Raw genomic sequence first — 16392 nt, 5'->3', positions numbered from 1 at the left:
CGTTCCTATTTTCGCAGCCTGCCGCTCTCATGCAAGAGGCGGCATGAACTGCCGCCTCTCAAGGTGAATAAAATTTTAACGATCGGCTCAGGCGCCCTGGCGGATATGGTGATAGAGCGCGCGGATCGCCTGCGCTTCGCCACCACCCGGGGAATGCGCACGCTCGGAGGGTGCCCAGCCGTAGATATCGAAATGCGCCCAGCTCTTCGCCTTGCTGACGAAGCGCTTCAGGAACAGGGCAGCCGTGATGGCGCCAGCCATGCCGCCTGCCGGCGCGTTGGTGATATCGGCGATCTTGGCGCGGATGTCCTTGTCGTAGCCCATATAAAGCGGCAGGCGCCAAAGCGGATCGTCGGTCTCAAGGCTGGCTTCCGTCAGATCGTGGGCAAGGCCTTCGTCATCGGTGAAGAAGGGCGGAAGATCGGGACCGAGAGCAACGCGGGCGGCACCGGTCAGCGTTGCCATGTCGATCAGGAGATCCGGGGATTCCTCATCGGCATAGGTCAGCGCATCCGCCAGGATGAGGCGGCCTTCGGCATCGGTATTGTCGATCTGGACGGTGAGGCCCTTGCGGCTCTTGTAAATGTCGCCCGGGCGGAAGGCATTGGCCGAGATCGAGTTCTCGACAACGGGGATGATGACGCGCAGATCGACCTTCAGCTTGGCATCCATGATCATCAGCGCCAGGCCCATGACGTTGGCCGCCCCACCCATGTCCTTCTTCATCAGCAGCATGGACGATGCCGGCTTGATGTCGAGGCCGCCGGTATCGAAGCAGACGCCCTTGCCGACAAGCGTAACCTTGCGATGACCCTTCTTGCCCCAACGCAGCTCGAGCAGACGCGGCGCATCGGCGCTGGCGCGGCCGACGGTATGGACCAGCGGGAAGTTCTCCTTGAGCAGGTCATCGCCGATGATGACAGACATCTCTGCCTTGTAGTGCTCGGCGAGCCCACGGAAGGCTCCTTCCAGCTGCTCCGGTCCCATATCGTTGGTCGGGGTGTTGATCAGGTCGCGGGCGAGGAAGACGCCGGCAAGCTGACGCTTGATATCGGCAGCATCGGCATCGCGCGGGATCATCAGCGTTGCTGCGGCGGGCTTTTCGGAGCGGTAGCGATCGAAGCGGTAGCTGCCGAGACCAAAGCCCAGAGACAGGCGGTTTGCCGTCAGCGGCGCGGTTTCGACATGCCAGTCGCCGGCCGGCAGCGAGCGCGCGAGCTTGCCGGTGATATAGGGCTGCTCCGAAGGATTGGTGCCGAGGCCGAACAGCGCGCCACCAAGATGGCCTTCCGCGGTCGGGATCAAGAGCAACGAGCCACTTTCGGCGCGATAGCCTGCCTTCTTTGCCCAGTCGAGGGCGATCGGATCGATCGTGCCGGTCTCGATATGCGCGGGGGTGACGGCGAAAATCGGAAGCGTCGAGCCGCCCTTGTTGTTGAAAGGGGTCGGTCTCTCAATAAATTGATAGGGGGCCATGATGTCCATCGGTGATATCGGAATCGTTTTTTAACGGTCTGTTAGGGTTAACAGACTATTGCTGGAGCGAAGATTGCGTCACACCTTTCCCTGTTCCGCTTAGAGGTCAGGCGCCTGTTTCTGAATTCAGGAAAGCGCCATGCCTCGTTCGGCTACCACTCCGTTCAAGAACCGTATCCTCCAAGGGGCCGCTTTGGCAATGATCGGTCTGGCGCTTGCCGGCTGCTCGACCACCAAGGACAAGATGACGACGGGCTCGATCCCTGCCTCGACGCGATCCGTGGAGAGCATGGACGCCAACGAAGTGCGCAGCGCCACCGAGCGTGCTGGCCAGATCTACGAGAAGAACCCGCGCGATCCCGTCAACGGCGTCTATTACGCGACGCTGCTGCGCTCGGCCGGCCGCGACGCGCAGGCGCTGGCCGTCATGCAGCAGGTGGCGATCTCCAATCCGAATGACCGCAATGTTCTTGCTGCCTACGGCAAGGCGCAGGCAGCTGCCGGACAGCTGCAGCAGGCGCTCGACACGATCGGCCGCGCTCAGACGCCTGATCGTCCGGACTGGAAGCTGGTTTCCGCTCAAGGCGCCATTCTCGACCAGATGGGCAAGCCGAGCGAGGCCCGCGCCCGCTACCGCGACGCGCTCGACATCATGCCGAACGAACCGTCCGTCCTCTCCAATCTCGGCATGTCCTATGTCCTGACCGGCGATCTTCGCACTGCGGAGACCTATCTGCGACAGGCGGCTGGCCAGCCGACAGCCGACAGCCGCGTCCGCCAGAACCTGGCGCTGGTCGTCGGCCTGCAGGGACGCTTCCCCGAGGCAGAGCAGATCGCCCGCCGCGAGCTTTCGCAGCAGCAGGCAGACGCCAATGTCGCCTACCTGCGCTCGATGCTGTCGCAGCAGAATTCCTGGCAGAAGCTCGCTTCCAAGGACGGCCAGCAAGCGAACAACACCAACTGACGCCTTATCGCAGCATCACGCCGGAAACGATCAGCCTCAGCCCGAGGCCGCCCATGACGAGCCCGGCTGCGCGATCGATCCAGGCTTTCGCCGCCAAATAGGCTTGGCGCGGGCGCTGCGACGAGAAAGCCAGCGCCACGATCGCGTACCATCCAGCCTCGATTGCGAAGATGCCGATCGGCAGGCCGATGATGACGCCAAGCGGAATGACCTTCGGCAGGAAGGCCGCAAAGATGCTGGCGTAAACGATAATCGTTTTCGGATTGCTGAGCTGCGTCAGCAGCGCCGTTGTGAAGCTGCGGCTGATCGACGAGCGGTCGTCCATGGCATCGCCAACCGTCAGCGGTTCTTTTGCGCCCCGCCAGATCCGGTAGGCGATGTAGACGAGATAGGCACCGCCCGCGACCTTCAGAACGATATAGAGCCAGGCGAACTGCGTCAGCAGAGCCGTCAACCCCGCAAGAGCAAGCACGCTAAAGGTGATGCCGCCGACGCCCATGCCGACCGCGGCGGCCAGCCCATCCAGGCGAGAGCGGGAAATGGCAATGCGCGATACGACCACGAAGCTTGGGCCGGGGCTCATCGCACCGACGAGCATGGCGGCAAAAATACTGAAAAGAATGGCAGCTGAAGACATAGGGGCTCCTTTGTGACTGAAGGTGCCCAGGCGAGCGGCGTAAAGCCCGCGCTCCCCGATGGTCATCCATCTCAATCGCCAGTCACGCGGAGCCTATGGCTAAACCCATTCGCCGAAGCCTTCAAGAGACTTCAGAAGCGATCGGCAACCTGGATACCGGCCGGACCGAGAATGACGGCAACGAGCACCGGCAGGAAGAACAGGATCATCGGAACGGTGAGCTTCGGCGGCAGCGCGGCGGCCTTCTTCTCCGCCTCGTTCATACGCTCGTCACGGCCTTCCTGCGCCAGAACGCGGAGCGCCTGGGAGATCGGCGTACCGTAGCGGTCCGCCTGGATCAGCGCCTGGGTCACCGAGCGGACGAGATCGATCTGCGTGCGGGTACCGAGATTCTCGAGTGCCTGACGGCGATCCGGGAGGAAGGAGAGTTCGGCTGTCGTTAGCACCATTTCTTCGGCAAGGGCCGGAGACTGCTCTCCCAGCTCTTCAGAAACGCGACGCATCGCCGCTTCGATGGAGATGCCCGATTCCACGCAGATCAGCATCAGGTCGAGAGCATCGGGCCAGGCGCGCTTGATCGAGTGCTGACGCTTGCTCATACGATTGGAGATGAAGATGTTCGGCGCGTAGAAGCCGAGATAGGCAGTGCCGATAACAGCGAGTAACCGGATCGGCAGCGGCTTCTCGATCAGATGGCCGAGGCCGAAAATGTAGAATGCGCCAAGAGCGAGAAACAGGAACGGCAAGAGAAAACGCGCGACCAGGAAGGTATTGAGGGCGTTTTCAGAGCGGAAGCCTGCCGCCTTCAGCTTGTTCATCGTGTTTTCGTCGACCAGCGCCTCGCGAAGATTGAAGCGTTCGACGATCTGGCGGACGGAGCGGTTGTTCTGCGTTCTCAGGGACGCTTTGTTTGAAGTCGCCTCAGCGTTCATGCGGGCACGCTCACGGGCGCGGATCTGGTCGCGCTCGCTGGACACCGCACGCATACGCTTGTTGAGGTCGCCACGCTCGAAGAACGGTACAGCAACCGTATAGAGTGTTGCGAAAACGGCGATCGCGACGAGGAGCGCGACCAGCATCGCCGGATCGGTCAATCTTGATGCAAGATCTGAAGACATTGCTTCCACCCCTCTCCGTCAGATATCGAAGCTGACCATGTTGCGCATGACGAGGATGCCGATCGTCATCCAGATCGCCGAAGCGCCCATGATCAGGTGACCGCGCGGGTCGGTGAAGAGAATGGTCATGTATTGCGGTGACGTCATGTAGACGAGCGTCGCAACAATGAATGGCAGCGCGCCGATGATCACAGCCGAGGCCTTAGCTTCCATGGACAACGCCTTGACCTTGGCCTTCATCTTTTTACGGTCGCGCAAAACCTTGGAAAGGTTGCCGATCGCTTCTGAGAGATTGCCGCCGGCCTGAGATTGGATGGTGATGACGATCGCGAAGAAGCTCACTTCCTGCAGAGGCATATAGTTAGTCATGCGCATGCAGGCGTCGGGTACGCTAAGGCCAACCTGCTGAGATTCGACGACCCGTCGAAACTCTGCCTTCACAGGCTCGCGTCCTTCATTGGCGATCAGCCGGATGGCGTCATTGAGAGGCAAGCCCGACTTGATCGAACGAACGATGACATCAAGCGCGTTCGGAAACTCATCAAGGAACTTGTTCTGGCGACGCTTAATGAGGAAGCCGAGAATCCACCGGGGCAAACCAAGGCCGGCAATAACGGGTACACCCAATATCACCATCGTGGGAGCGCCAGCGAGGAAGGCGATAAGCGTTAGGAATACCCCAAAACCTGCGCTGAACATGTAGAACTTTGCGGGCGTGATGGAAAAACCGGCCTGGCTCAACCGCGACTTAAGCGAAAGCTTGCGCTTGGAATTTTCCTGCTGCCGTTTTTCGAGATCCTTGAGGTTGTCCTGCACAGATTTGCGGCGCTTGGACATTTCCTGGACGCGGTCGCGCGCCGCCTTGACGTTGGTGCGATCGGTTTCAGCCGAGCCGACACGGTTCACGCGGCTCGCGGCCTTCTTCTCGGTTTCCATCCGGGTGAAGAGAACGCCGTAGCAAACCGCACCCGCGGCAACTGCAACGAGGAGAATGATACCGAGAACGACTGGATCAAGCCCGAACATCATGCCCCCTTCGACTTTGCTTCCATCTCATCGAGAGCAGCGGCCAGACGCTTTTCTTCGTTATAGTAGCGGGCACGGTCCCAGAAATTCGGCTTGCCGATACCGGTCGACATATGGCGGCCGATCAGGCGGCCGGCGGCATCTTCGCCTTCAATCTCGTAGCGCATTAGGTCCTGGGTGATGATGACATCGCCTTCCATGCCGATCACCTCGGTGATCGCCGTAATGCGACGCGAACCATCGCGGAGGCGAGCCGCCTGGACAATGACATCGATCGAACCGGCGATGATTTCGCGGACGGTCTTGGCGGGAAGGCTGAAGCCGCCCATGGCGATCATCGATTCGATACGGCTCAGGCATTCGCGCGGCGAGTTCGAGTGGATTGTTCCCATCGAGCCGTCGTGACCGGTGTTCATCGCCTGCAGAAGGTCGAAGACCTCGGGTCCGCGCACTTCGCCGACGATTATGCGTTCAGGGCGCATACGCAGGCAGTTCTTAACGAGATCGCGCATAGTGATCTCGCCTTCACCTTCGATGTTCGGCGGGCGCGTTTCGAGACGGACGACATGCGGCTGTTGAAGCTGCAGTTCGGCGGTGTCTTCGCAGGTGATGACGCGCTCGTCGCGATCGATGTAATTCGTCAGGCAGTTCAGCAGCGTCGTCTTACCGGAACCGGTACCGCCGGAGATAACGACGTTGCAGCGAACGCGGCCGATGATCTGCAGCAGCGTCGCGCCCTCGGGCGTGATCGCGCCGAAGCGGACCAGCTGGTCCAGCGTCAGCTTGTCTTTCTTGAACTTACGAATTGTCAGCGCCGGGCCGTCGATCGCCAGCGGCGGTGCGATGACGTTGACACGCGAGCCGTCAGGGAGGCGGGCGTCGCAGATCGGGCTCGATTCATCGACGCGGCGGCCGACCTGGCTGACGATGCGCTGGCAGATCGACAGGAGCTGAGAGTTGTCACGGAAGCGGATTTCCGATTCCATCGTCTTGCCGCCGACTTCGATGAAGGTCTGGCCGGCACCGTTGACCATGATGTCGGCGATGTCGTCACGCGCCAGCAGCGGCTCGAGCGGACCGTAACCGAGAACGTCGTTGCAGATGTCTTCGAGCAGTTCCTCCTGCTCGGAAATCGACATCGCGAAGTTCTTGATCGTGATGATGTCGTTGACGATATCGCGGATTTCTTCGCGCGCGCTCTCGGCATCGAGCTTGGCAAGCTGCGACAGGTCGATCGTGTCGATGAGCGCGGAAAAGACCTGCGCCTTGGTGTCGTAGTATTCTTCGGTGCGAACCGGGCGCCGGCGCTGCGGCGTCTGCATCGGCGGCGGCGCCACCTGCTGGCGTGCATTCTCCCGGGCAGGCTCGACGAGAACCTGCGGTGAGGTGGATGCCGGTGCGGCAACGGCAACCGGCGGCGGTGGCGCTGCTACGCCGCCAGCCTTTCCGAAACCATCATTTCCGCGTTTTCCGAACATGCCAATTCCAATCTACGCTTTACGTTACTTGCCGCGCTTCAGAAGTCCGAGAAGGCCGCCGCGCTTTGCCTTCTTCACGGCGACACGGCCGGTGACGATATGCGAAAGCTGCGAGAAGGTTTCCGCTGTCGGCGACTTGGGATCCATTTCGGAGATCATCCGGCCGCTATTCGCCGCATTGCCGAAGAGGTTGATATCGAACGGAATGATCGCGATCGGATCGGTCTCCAGCGGCTCGCAGAAGTCGCCGGGAGCAATTTCAGGACGCTTCGGCATGCCAACCTGGTTGAGGATCAGATGCGGCGCCTTGTCATTCGGGCGCAGCTTGCGCAACGCGTCGAGCATGTTCTTGGTGTTGCGCAGGTTAGCCAGATCGGGCGCGGCGCAGATCACAACCTCGTCTGCGGCGCTGAGTACCGAGCGCGTCCATTCCGACCAGACATGCGGAACATCGAGAACCGTGACCGGGGCACTCCGCTGCAACACGTCGAGAACCGGCTGGAATGCGTGACCGTCAAAATCATAGGCGCGATCGAGGAGCGATGGCGCCGCCAGCATCGACAGATGCTCTGAGCACTTCGTCAGCAGGCGATCTAGAAATACTTCGTCCAAGCGCTCCGGCGCGTAGACGGCTTCGGCGATACCCTGCGTCGGATCCTGGTCGAAATCGATGTTAGCCGTGCCATAGGGAAGGTCGAGATCGGCGAGGATCGTTTCTGTCGCGAACAGGCTGGAGATGCCGAACGCGCAATTATGGGCGATAGTCGAGGCGCCGACACCGCCCTTGGCACCGATGAATGCGATGCTGCGTCCAAGCGGCTCCGCATCCGGATCGACGAAGATCTGCGCCATGGCCATCATGACATCAGGCATCGAGACCGGCTGCACCATATATTCGGAGATGCCGTTGCGGATCAGTTCGCGGTAAAGGGCGATATCGTTGTAATAGCCGACGATGACGACCTTGGTCGAGGGATCGCAGACGCTGGCAAGCGGCGCCAGCTCAGCGAGCAGGTTTGCAGCGCTCGCCTTGGTCTCGAGAATGATGAGGTTCGGCGTCGGCGTCGTCTGGAACATGTTGGCGGCAGCGGCGATGCCACCGCTGGTGATGCGCAGGCTGACCTTGGAAACGCGGCGATCGTTGCCGCAGCGTTCCATCACTTCCTGCAGCCCTTCGCTTTCGCAGAAGGCGTGAACCGAAATACGCGGCAGAGGCCGCATATTCTCGAGATCGGCCATGCGAACGGCTTCTTCGGCGTTGCGAAGCTCGGTCGTGTTCTTGATCTCGTATTCGACTGCGCTCATCGTTCGGTTCCGTTATTAGAAGCCAGAGTCATTGGTTTGCTCGAGCGTCGTCCGGTAGGTTCGATACTCAGTGATCGCGTCGTTGCGGCGCGCTGCATCGATCGGCGTCATGCCGCGCGGCGCAATGAAGTCTTCGGGATTGGCAACCTGCGCCGCCAGGTTGTTTTGATAGGCGCAACCGAAATTGTAGTAATTCTGATTGTCGAAGCCGCCGCCGATATCCTTCGGCCACTGGCCGCATTGGGTCGTTACGGCGGTCGTACCCGTGAAGGTCAGACGGATGGGTGCCGCATCTCCGCCACCTGCCGCGGCATAGGAGGCGTAGACAATCTTGGAGGTCGAGATGCCGCGCGAAGCAAGCTCGGCGCGGACCTGGCCCCGCAGCTGGCTAACCGCCGAGGCGTTGGCGGAGCCCTGCGGCGACATCAGGTAAACCGGACCGGACGCGCGCGAGATATACATCGTGGCAAATCCGCGAATGAGATCCTTTTGAGCGATGGTCAGCCGGCGATCCGTGGTGGCAACCGGGATATCGACAGCCTGCTCAGCCTCGGTCACGACGATCGGGTGGCGCTGGCGGTAATCGTCGGGAATGCCGCCAGTCGTCAGATTGTCGCGCGGCGCGGCGCAACCCGTCAGAGCGGCTGCAGCCAACAGACCGGCCATAGCCAGCAATTTCGGAGCGCTTGTCTTCATCTGTGTCATATCGGCCACCGCCTGATTGGACTTCATCATGATCGTTTCCAGCTGCGCCGTTCTCATTTGTAGATAAACCCGATGGAGCCATGGAACTGCGCGTCGGCGACCGGCGCCTCGCGGCTGCCGTAGACCTTGTTCACACGGTTCATGAAGAAGGCCTGGCCGTCGTTCTCCGGGCTGAAATTATCGTCCGGACGGTTGAGCTGGTTGCGAGCAACCGGGCGCACCAGATAGGGCGTCGCAATGATGACCAGTTCGGTCTCATCGCGCTCGACCGTGCGCTGACGGAAGAGCGTGCCGAGCAGCGGAATCTTGTTGACCCCCGGCGTGCCATTGGAGGTCTGGGAAACGTTGTCGCGGATCAAGCCGGCAAGGGCGATCGAGCCGCCGGACGGAAGTTCCACCGAGGTTTCGGCCGAGCGGCGCTGATAGGTCGGCGCAGAACCCGTCGCCGACGGAGCAGGCTCGGAAACATTGGTCTTGATCTCGAGACTGATGCGGCCCGACGAGAGAACCACCGGTTTGAAGCCGAGATTGATACCGTAATTGTAGGGAACGACAGTGACGTTACCGTCATTGTCGGTCGTGGAATACAGAACCTGACCACCGGAATTGAAGGTCGCGGCCTGCCCAGAGATTGCGGTCAATGTCGGCTCGGCGAGCGTTCTGACGACCTTGGCTTGCTCAAGTGCATTCAGGTAGGTCGAGATATCGTATTTCCCGATCGACGACTTGAAGAGCGCTGCGAGACCACCACCAGCGACGGACGCGGCGCCATCGACGGCCGGTGCTCCGAGCTGCGCAACCGTCAGGCCCGATGAGCCGGAAACAAGATTGTCAAAGCCGATCTGCTTGAGGATTTCGCGGCGAACCTCAGCGATCGTCACCTTCAGCGTTACCTGATCCTCGCCCTGGATCTGCAACAGGTTGACCACCTGCGACTGCTGGCGGGCTTCGGCAAAGAGAGCCACGTCGCCCTGCTGTGCCGTGCTGGATGCGGTCTCCGTGCGGGTCGTTGCTTCGCCACCCTTCAGGAATGCGCCAGCCAGGTCAGCTGCCTGCGAAGCATCCTGGGGCGTACGCACGGTGCCGGTCAGTACGATGTTGTCGGAAACGATCTCGACATTGATGTTCGAGTCCGGAATGAAGCGCTTCAGATTTGCTTCGAGACCGGAAACGTCGCGCTCGATTTCGATATCGAGGCTGACGACTTCCTGACCGTCAGCGCCAAATATGAAGATGTTCGTCTGGCCGACCTTCTTGCCGAAAAGATAGATGCGGCGCGACGTGCGCGTCACTGCGTCGGCCATCGACGGATCGGAAACGAGGATATCATGCGCATCCTCAGGCAAATCGACGACGACCGCCTTGTTGAGGCCGAGCTTGAGGCGGCGATGGGCACCAGGACCGCTTTGCGAGATGCGGACAATGCCGTCGGCATCGGCAAATGCTTTGTTTGCCCCGAAGACGGGAGCCATGAAATCCGGCACGAGGCCGGTGATCGCAACCGTGAGCGACATGACAGTGGTGAGCAGAAGCTTGGTGCGCCGTGCGGTCTTGGTCATCTCGATGTCCTCATTCTGCCTTCGGCGCAGCGCTATCGGTCACGATCGATCCCGACTTGATGACCTGAACCAGTGCATTTCCGTTGTCGCCGCTGAGCAGATAGTCCGCCGCGGTGGTATCCTGCTCCTGCGCATCGGCGACCGAACGCAGCGTCAGCGAAAGCCTGTCGGCCATCTGCTGCGCGACAATCAGGACTTTGGATTGGTCGGGGGTCAGCTCCAGCGTCGCGGTCGTGCCGACCACCGCTTTCGAGCCGTCTTCCTTCTCCTGGATCTGTTGGTCGATCGCCAGGACGCGAACGTTGTTCAGCACGTTTTCGGTTATGAACTTATCGGTGCCCTGCCCCTTGCGAACCATGATGACGTCGACGCGATCATTCGGCAGGATGAAGCCGCCAGCGCCTGTTGCGACCGAAATCTCGGTGGCGACGGCGCGCTTTCCGGCGGGAAGCAAAGCTGAAAGGATGCGGCTATTCGAATCCGCCACCTTTTCAGGGCGTATCGGTTCGCCCTCGAAGATCGGCAAACGGACGACCGCACCCTGCAATTCCTTCAGGGCATCCGGCTTTTCCGTCTCGGTGATAAAGCCCTGGACGACGCCGTCCTGAGGCCAAGGCATCCAATGAACCGTCTTTTCGTCGATTCGCGATCCGACAGCGAGATTGGCGCTGGAGACAAGAACGTTGACCGTCGGTTCCTTTTCGACAACCGACTGTACCTGAGTAACGACGCCACCGCGTCCAGCAAGCTGCATTGCCAGCAGGCCGGCCAGGCCGGCGGCGACAACGGCCACTGAAAGTATAAGAAGACGGGCGGGTTTCATCGATCATTCCTCGGGACGATGCATATTCGTCTCGCAGAATGCTCTTGAATTGGTGTAATTATAGTTAACGGAAGCCTTACATTTTAAGTTAACGAGCGTTTAAAACGCTGCTATTTCAGGGCTTCCAAGGTCGCGGTAAAGATCGGCGACGAAGGGAAGGCAATAAATCCACCCGCTGCGATCGCAATGCCGTAGGGGATCTTCTTTGCCAGAATCAGTGAATTTGGAACAGGTACGCCCATCGCAAGGATCGTGTTCGACTGCGTTCTCAGCAGCAGGATAGCGAAGGTCAGAAGCCCACCGAACAGGCCGACAGCCGCAACAAACAGGACCAGAGAGTTTGTAAGGCCGAACCAGAGAGCGGCGGCAGAGAGAAGCTTGGCGTCGCCACCGCCCATAATGTTCAAAGCGAATAGCGCAAAGCAGGCCATGAACACAACGAGGCCTGCGACGAGCGACAAGCCGATTGCCTCAAACTGCATCCCCACTAACGGAGCCGTCAGCAGAAAACTGAGCGCTAGCACGAGAGACACCCGATTAGGAATGGTCATCGTGAAGAGATCGGACAGAGCCGCGACGGCCAAGCAGAACGGAAAAATCACGAACACGGCTGCAGCAATCATCTACCGATCCCCAAAAAGCAAAAAGGCTCACGTCTTAGGTGAGCCTTCGCAAGGCATGTCTTGCCTATTCCGGCCGCGCTATTCGCGACTTACTTGGAAGCAGCCGTAGCGGCGTTGCTCATCTTCGTGCTCAGGTTCTGGAACACGTTGTTGATGTTGGTGCCGAGGCTCGTTGCGCCAGCGATCAGCGCTACGGAAATCAGGGCGGCGATCAGACCGTATTCAATTGCGGTCGCGCCAGATTCGTCCTTCAGAAAACGGCTTACAAGCTTGGTCATGTGTAACTCCTACTCCAGTTGATGTTCAGCACGTCCGCCAACTGTTTGCCGTTGATCGGATTAGCCCAACCTAACGCGGCGCTGTTTCAATCGGCTTAAAGAAGAGGGTTACCGGGAGGTTAATGCTAAAGTAGACCCACTCATGGTGAGGGGTTTCTTACTGGATATATTACAATTTTATCTATGCGTTAGATGCACTGCCTCAGCGAGGATTCGAGGCGTTGTACTTTAATACATGCATCGTGCCACAACATTACAAGCGCCCGGCCGGAGTGACAAAAGCGTACGATTTCGGGAGGCATTCTGCACCGATCTGACGAAAATGGCGGCTTTTAAGTCTTCATTCACCAATTTTTTCCATGCTGTTGTGAAATTCTGCCGAAGTTCAAAGAGAGTTCCATGTCGTCACGCGGCAAGACCGTTATCATGGCGTGCATTGCCGCCCTTCCTTGGTTCGCAAGCCCGCACTCTTCCCTGGCGGAAGAAGACATGCTGCGCGTTTACATGGATCACGCGCGCGTACTGAAGCTCGATCGCGCCGTCAGCAAGGTCATTGTCGGCAATGCGAAGGTTGCCGACGCGACGGTGGCGGATTCAAAGACGATCGTGCTGACAGGCCGCAGCTTCGGGACCACAAACATCGTTCTTCTCGACGTGGACGGAAATGCCATTCTCGACCAGACGATCCTGGTGTCTATCGATGAAGGCAACACGGTGCGCGTCTACCGTCAAACAGACCGCTCCGTCCTCTCCTGCTCTCCCACTTGCGAACAGCATACGCAGGAATCGGCGACGGCAGCAGGCACAGGCGGCTGACGGCGCTTACGTATCCGCTCCGTTAAATTGTTGCTTCGCTCTGAAACGGAAAATCAACGAACGCGCCCTAGGATCGGCGGATGACAAACTCGCCCCAAAGCGCAGAACCTTGCCTGCAGAAGCAGATCGCCGTAGCCAGTACGCCGAAGCGCGGCCGGTTTGGAATCTTCATGCGCTCCAAGGACGGCTCCGCTGCAATTGAATTTGCTCTGCTCGCCATTCCTTACTTCATGGTGATCTTCGCAATCATCGAGACCTTCGTGGCCTTCGCGGCTGAAGAGTTGGTGTCGAACGGCGTCGATACGATGGCCCGCAAGATGCGCACCGGCCAAATCACCTACAACCTGGGCCGAGCGACCGACGTAAACACCTCAGCAGCCTTCCGTCAGTCCTTCTGCAATGAAGTGTCGATCCTCATTCAGTGTTCAGCTTCCGAAGTGTCCACGCCCAACAAACTCTGGCTCGACGTCAGGACGTTTACGAATTTCTCGGACATGCCGACCACCATTCCGATGAACGCAACGGGCCTTGATACGTCCGGCATCCAGTATAGCCCCGGTGGCTCCGGTACGAGGAACATGGTGCGGGCCTATTATAAATGGCAGGTCATCACCGATCTCGTGCGCCCCTATATCACACCCTACAAGACAACGACGGGCGCACGCCTCAACGAATACCTGATCGTTGCTACCGCGGCTTTCCAGAACGAGCAGTATCCGTGATGATCCGCGCCTTTCGTCTCAACATCAGATCCAAGCTCATCGAGATTTTCGGCGATCGAACGGGCGTCGGCGCGATCGAATTCGCGATCCTCTTCCCGATCCTCATGATGCTCTATATCGGCGCCTTCGAGATCACGGTTGGGCTCAGCGTCAGCAAGCGCGCGGCTCGATCTGCGGGTTCGGTTGCCGACATCGTAACGCAGCAGCAGAATGTCACCAAGAGCTCGCTTCAACAGTTCAGCAACGTGGCGAATGCCATCTTCGCGCCGTTCAATACATCACAGATGCAGATCAAATTGACCGGCATCACGATTGACGCGAGCGCCAACGCAAAGGTGCTCTGGTCTTGGCAGAATAGCTCCACGACCGCACCCTATGCAGCAAACTCTGTTGTAACCGGCGTTCCGTCCGACATGCAGAAGGCAAGCAGCTTCCTGGTGCGCGCCGAGTTGAGCATCCCCTACCAACTCTTCGCCTTCACTCCTGCCTTCCTGCCCGGCAACATGCAAACCCTGACGATCAGCCGGACCTATTATTACCGCCAGCGTCAAGGCGACAATATCCCCTGCGGCGACTGCTGAGCCCTGCCCTGCAATTTGCCAAGCAAGCACGGGCGTTATATGCCTGAGCGCCATCGCGGCGTGATGCCGCACAGCAATTGGTCTGATGATGGCACGTGCATTTCTTTTCGTACTCGATTCCTTTGGTGTGGGCGGAAGCCCTGATGCCTCCAGCTATGGCGACGAGGGCGCAGATACGCTTGGGCATATCGCCGAGTTCTGCGCTGCCGGCGCTGCCGATCGCGCCGGGCTGCGGTCCGGGCCGCTCCTGCTTCCGAATATGACGGCTCTGGGATTGCTGCAGGCGGCGAAGGCTGCGACCGGGCGGTTTCCGGCGGGGATGCCGATGCCGGAGAAAGTTTACGGCATTCACGGATGCGCGAGCGAAGTGTCCCGCGGCAAGGATACGCCATCCGGGCATTGGGAGATCGCCGGTACGCCTGTCACCTTCGATTGGGGCTACTTCCCGACCGAGGGCGATGCCTTTCCGCCGCAGCTGGTCGAGGCGCTCTGCTCGGCGGCCGATGTGCCCGGCGTTCTCGGCAATTGCCATGCTTCGGGAACCGAGGTGATCGCCCGCTTCGGCGCGGAGCATATCCGCACGGGCAAGCCGATCTGCTACACGTCGGCTGATTCCGTCTTCCAGGTGGCTGCCCACGAGAAGCATTTCGGCCTCGAGCGGCTGCTTGGTTTCTGCCGCATCGCCCGGGCGCTGCTCGACAGCTACAATATCGGCCGTGTCATCGCCCGGCCCTTTATCGGCGAGACGGCCTCGACCTTCGAACGGACCGGCAACCGGCGCGACTTCTCAGTACCGCCACCGGAGCCGACGCTGCTCGACCGGCTGGTCACCGCCGAGCGCAAGGTCCACGCTGTCGGCAAGATCGGCGACATCTTTGCCCATCAGGGCGTTTCGCGGGTGATCAAGGCGAATGGCAACGAGGCGCTGATGGATGCGTCGCTGGCCGCCATGGACGAAGCCCAGGACGGCGAGCTGGTATTCACGAATTTCGTCGATTTCGACATGATCTACGGCCACCGCCGCGATGTTCCCGGCTATGCCGCCGCGCTCGAAGCCTTCGATGCGCGCCTTCCGGATGTGCATCGCAAGCTCGCGCCAGGCGATCTGGTGATCCTGACGGCCGATCATGGCTGCGATCCGACCTGGCGCGGCACCGACCACACGCGCGAACGCGTGCCGATCCTCGCCTATGGACCCGGGCTGCGCTCGCGCGATATCGGGATCCGCAGAACATATGCCGATATCGGCGAAACGGTTGCCCGGCATCTCGGCATTGCCGCCGGGCCGCATGGGAGAAGCTTTTTATGACATCGCATTTGAAAAAGGTTGAGCTGCACTGCCACCTGGAGGGCGCGGCCCCGCCGGCGCTGACGCTGGAACAGGCACGCAAGTACAATATCGACATCACGCCTTATCTCAGGGATGGCGCCTATGTCTGGCATGATTTTGCAAGCTTCCTGGAGTGCTACGACAAGGTTTCCGAGGTCTACAAGACCGAGGAAGACTATGCGCTGCTGACGGAAACCTATCTCGCCGAGCTCTCCGGCATCGGCACGATCTATAGCGAGCTCATCGTTTCTCCCGATCATGGCAAGCGTATCGGCCTCGGCGCCGATGCCTATATCGAGGGCGTCTGCGAAGGCATTCGCCGCGCCAAGGCCAAGAGCGGTATCGAGGCGCGGCTGATCGTTACCGGCGAGCGCCATTTCGGCCCGGAAAGCGTGATCGGCGCTGCCGAATATGCCGCGAAGGCGCAAAACCCGCTGATCACCGGTTTCAACCTTGCCGGTGAAGAACGGATGGGCCGCGTGGCCGATTACGCCCGGGCCTTCGATATTGCCCGTGACGCCGGTCTCGGGCTGACGATCCACGCAGGCGAGGTCTGCGGCGCCTTCAGCGTCGAGGATGCGTTGAACGACGTGCGCCCGGCCCGCATCGGCCATGGTGTCAGGGCAATCGAGGATGCCGATCTCGTCAAGCGGCTGGCCGATCTCGGCACCGTGCTGGAAGTCTGCCCGGGCTCGAATATCGCGTTGAAGGTTTTCCCGGATTTCGCGTCGCATCCGCTGCGCAAGCTGAAGGAAGCCGGCGTGCGCGTGACGATCAGCTCGGACGATCCGCCGTTCTTCCATACCTCGCTGAAACGGGAATATGAGCTGGCCTCCGATGCCTTCGGCTTCAGCGACGCCGAGATCGACAATCTGACCCGCACCGGCATCGAGGCGGCCTTCGTCGATGACGACACGCGCCGGGCGCTGCTCGCGAAGCTCTGACGCTCGC

At 60.1% G+C, this 16392-nt stretch carries 17 protein-coding genes and 1 riboswitch; of the genes, 6 read left to right on the top strand and 11 right to left on the bottom strand.

Annotated elements, in window-relative coordinates:
* Positions 1 to 87: 87 nt before the first annotated feature.
* Complete coding sequence (locus ACODR6_RS13600; RefSeq protein ID WP_489022798.1) at positions 88 to 1476, bottom strand: leucyl aminopeptidase family protein; 1389 nt, start codon at positions 1474 to 1476, stop codon at positions 88 to 90.
* A 139-nt stretch (positions 1477 to 1615) separates the two neighbouring features.
* Here ACODR6_RS13600 and ACODR6_RS13595 point away from each other — a divergent pair, with 139 nt between their 5' ends.
* Positions 1616 to 2440, top strand: coding sequence for a tetratricopeptide repeat protein (locus tag ACODR6_RS13595; protein WP_489022654.1), 825 nt, complete (start codon positions 1616 to 1618; stop codon positions 2438 to 2440).
* Between the two features lie 4 nt (positions 2441 to 2444).
* On the opposite strand, the gene ACODR6_RS13590 is transcribed toward ACODR6_RS13595, so the two are convergent.
* From ACODR6_RS13590 to ACODR6_RS13545, 10 genes are all read right to left on the bottom strand, one after another.
* The gene (locus tag ACODR6_RS13590; protein ID WP_489022653.1) at positions 2445 to 3077 is read right to left on the bottom strand and encodes a LysE family translocator; all 633 of its coding nucleotides are present in this window, start codon (positions 3075 to 3077) and stop codon (positions 2445 to 2447) included.
* Positions 3078 to 3094: 17 nt separating this feature from the next.
* Positions 3095 to 3173, bottom strand: a riboswitch (ZMP/ZTP riboswitch).
* A gap of 35 nt (positions 3174 to 3208) precedes the next feature.
* On the bottom strand, positions 3209 to 4195 hold the full coding sequence (locus ACODR6_RS13585; RefSeq protein ID WP_489022652.1) for a type II secretion system F family protein: 987 nt from the start codon (positions 4193 to 4195) through the stop codon (positions 3209 to 3211).
* A gap of 18 nt (positions 4196 to 4213) precedes the next feature.
* Entirely contained in the window at positions 4214 to 5221 is a 1008-nt protein-coding gene (locus tag ACODR6_RS13580; protein WP_489022797.1) for a type II secretion system F family protein, read from the bottom strand.
* Positions 5221 to 6699, bottom strand: coding sequence for a TadA family conjugal transfer-associated ATPase (locus tag ACODR6_RS13575; protein WP_203429796.1), 1479 nt, complete (start codon positions 6697 to 6699; stop codon positions 5221 to 5223). Before ACODR6_RS13575 ends, ACODR6_RS13580 begins: the two co-directional genes overlap by 1 nt.
* A 24-nt stretch (positions 6700 to 6723) precedes the next feature.
* Positions 6724 to 8004 carry a CpaE/TadZ family protein gene (locus tag ACODR6_RS13570; protein ID WP_489022651.1) on the bottom strand — a complete coding sequence of 427 codons (1281 nt, stop codon included), beginning with the start codon at positions 8002 to 8004 and terminating at the stop codon, positions 6724 to 6726.
* A 15-nt stretch (positions 8005 to 8019) separates the two neighbouring features.
* Positions 8020 to 8736 (bottom strand): CpaD family pilus assembly protein, encoded by a 717-nt coding sequence (locus ACODR6_RS13565; protein WP_489022796.1) that lies wholly within the window; start codon positions 8734 to 8736, stop codon positions 8020 to 8022.
* Positions 8737 to 8762: 26 nt separating this feature from the next.
* Positions 8763 to 10268 carry a type II and III secretion system protein family protein gene (locus ACODR6_RS13560; RefSeq protein ID WP_489022650.1) on the bottom strand — a complete coding sequence of 502 codons (1506 nt, stop codon included), beginning with the start codon at positions 10266 to 10268 and terminating at the stop codon, positions 8763 to 8765.
* A gap of 10 nt (positions 10269 to 10278) precedes the next feature.
* Positions 10279 to 11091: a Flp pilus assembly protein CpaB gene (cpaB, locus tag ACODR6_RS13555; protein WP_112714052.1), complete on the bottom strand. Its 813-nt coding sequence runs from the start codon at positions 11089 to 11091 to the stop codon at positions 10279 to 10281.
* A gap of 110 nt (positions 11092 to 11201) precedes the next feature.
* Positions 11202 to 11714, bottom strand: coding sequence for an A24 family peptidase (locus ACODR6_RS13550; protein ID WP_489022649.1), 513 nt, complete (start codon positions 11712 to 11714; stop codon positions 11202 to 11204).
* A gap of 89 nt (positions 11715 to 11803) precedes the next feature.
* Positions 11804 to 11992 (bottom strand): Flp family type IVb pilin, encoded by a 189-nt coding sequence (locus tag ACODR6_RS13545; protein WP_112514234.1) that lies wholly within the window; start codon positions 11990 to 11992, stop codon positions 11804 to 11806.
* 399 nt (positions 11993 to 12391) lie between these two features.
* Here ACODR6_RS13545 and ACODR6_RS13540 point away from each other — a divergent pair, with 399 nt between their 5' ends.
* The 5 genes from ACODR6_RS13540 (at position 12392) to ACODR6_RS13520 (ending at position 16385) form a co-directional block, all read left to right on the top strand.
* Positions 12392 to 12808, top strand: a complete 417-nt coding sequence (locus tag ACODR6_RS13540) for a pilus assembly protein N-terminal domain-containing protein (protein WP_130279337.1) — start codon at positions 12392 to 12394, stop codon at positions 12806 to 12808.
* A gap of 80 nt (positions 12809 to 12888) precedes the next feature.
* Positions 12889 to 13530, top strand: a complete 642-nt coding sequence (locus ACODR6_RS13535; protein WP_489022648.1) for a TadE/TadG family type IV pilus assembly protein — start codon at positions 12889 to 12891, stop codon at positions 13528 to 13530.
* The gene (locus tag ACODR6_RS13530) at positions 13530 to 14111 is read left to right on the top strand and encodes a TadE/TadG family type IV pilus assembly protein (RefSeq protein WP_112714060.1); all 582 of its coding nucleotides are present in this window, start codon (positions 13530 to 13532) and stop codon (positions 14109 to 14111) included. Before ACODR6_RS13535 ends, ACODR6_RS13530 begins: the two co-directional genes overlap by 1 nt.
* A gap of 88 nt (positions 14112 to 14199) precedes the next feature.
* Complete coding sequence (locus tag ACODR6_RS13525; RefSeq protein ID WP_489022795.1) at positions 14200 to 15420, top strand: phosphopentomutase; 1221 nt, start codon at positions 14200 to 14202, stop codon at positions 15418 to 15420.
* Complete coding sequence (locus ACODR6_RS13520; RefSeq protein WP_489022647.1) at positions 15417 to 16385, top strand: adenosine deaminase; 969 nt, start codon at positions 15417 to 15419, stop codon at positions 16383 to 16385. The genes ACODR6_RS13525 and ACODR6_RS13520 overlap by 4 nt, the downstream gene beginning before the upstream one ends.
* Positions 16386 to 16392 lie beyond the last annotated feature (7 nt).

The organism is Rhizobium sp. FG96 (assembly GCF_057808655.1).
Note: the sequence above shows the minus strand (reverse complement) of the source record. Positions and strands in the feature narration are given on the sequence as shown.

What these genes read in the sequence shown, in the direction of transcription:
- ACODR6_RS13600 (WP_489022798.1), bottom strand. Translation starts at nt 1,476, where the DNA reads ATGGCCCCCTATCAATTTATTGAGAGACCGACCCCTTTCAACAACAAG.
- ACODR6_RS13595 (WP_489022654.1), top strand. Translation starts at nt 1,616, where the DNA reads ATGCCTCGTTCGGCTACCACTCCGTTCAAGAACCGTATCCTCCAAGGG.
- ACODR6_RS13590 (WP_489022653.1), bottom strand. Translation starts at nt 3,077, where the DNA reads ATGTCTTCAGCTGCCATTCTTTTCAGTATTTTTGCCGCCATGCTCGTC.
- ACODR6_RS13585 (WP_489022652.1), bottom strand. Translation starts at nt 4,195, where the DNA reads ATGTCTTCAGATCTTGCATCAAGATTGACCGATCCGGCGATGCTGGTC.
- ACODR6_RS13580 (WP_489022797.1), bottom strand. Translation starts at nt 5,221, where the DNA reads ATGTTCGGGCTTGATCCAGTCGTTCTCGGTATCATTCTCCTCGTTGCA.
- ACODR6_RS13575 (WP_203429796.1), bottom strand. Translation starts at nt 6,699, where the DNA reads ATGTTCGGAAAACGCGGAAATGATGGTTTCGGAAAGGCTGGCGGCGTA.
- ACODR6_RS13570 (WP_489022651.1), bottom strand. Translation starts at nt 8,004, where the DNA reads ATGAGCGCAGTCGAATACGAGATCAAGAACACGACCGAGCTTCGCAAC.
- ACODR6_RS13565 (WP_489022796.1), bottom strand. Translation starts at nt 8,736, where the DNA reads ATGAAGTCCAATCAGGCGGTGGCCGATATGACACAGATGAAGACAAGC.
- ACODR6_RS13560 (WP_489022650.1), bottom strand. Translation starts at nt 10,268, where the DNA reads ATGACCAAGACCGCACGGCGCACCAAGCTTCTGCTCACCACTGTCATG.
- cpaB (WP_112714052.1), bottom strand. Translation starts at nt 11,091, where the DNA reads ATGAAACCCGCCCGTCTTCTTATACTTTCAGTGGCCGTTGTCGCCGCC.
- ACODR6_RS13550 (WP_489022649.1), bottom strand. Translation starts at nt 11,714, where the DNA reads ATGATTGCTGCAGCCGTGTTCGTGATTTTTCCGTTCTGCTTGGCCGTC.
- ACODR6_RS13545 (WP_112514234.1), bottom strand. Translation starts at nt 11,992, where the DNA reads ATGACCAAGCTTGTAAGCCGTTTTCTGAAGGACGAATCTGGCGCGACC.
- ACODR6_RS13540 (WP_130279337.1), top strand. Translation starts at nt 12,392, where the DNA reads ATGTCGTCACGCGGCAAGACCGTTATCATGGCGTGCATTGCCGCCCTT.
- ACODR6_RS13535 (WP_489022648.1), top strand. Translation starts at nt 12,889, where the DNA reads ATGACAAACTCGCCCCAAAGCGCAGAACCTTGCCTGCAGAAGCAGATC.
- ACODR6_RS13530 (WP_112714060.1), top strand. Translation starts at nt 13,530, where the DNA reads ATGATCCGCGCCTTTCGTCTCAACATCAGATCCAAGCTCATCGAGATT.
- ACODR6_RS13525 (WP_489022795.1), top strand. Translation starts at nt 14,200, where the DNA reads ATGGCACGTGCATTTCTTTTCGTACTCGATTCCTTTGGTGTGGGCGGA.
- ACODR6_RS13520 (WP_489022647.1), top strand. Translation starts at nt 15,417, where the DNA reads ATGACATCGCATTTGAAAAAGGTTGAGCTGCACTGCCACCTGGAGGGC.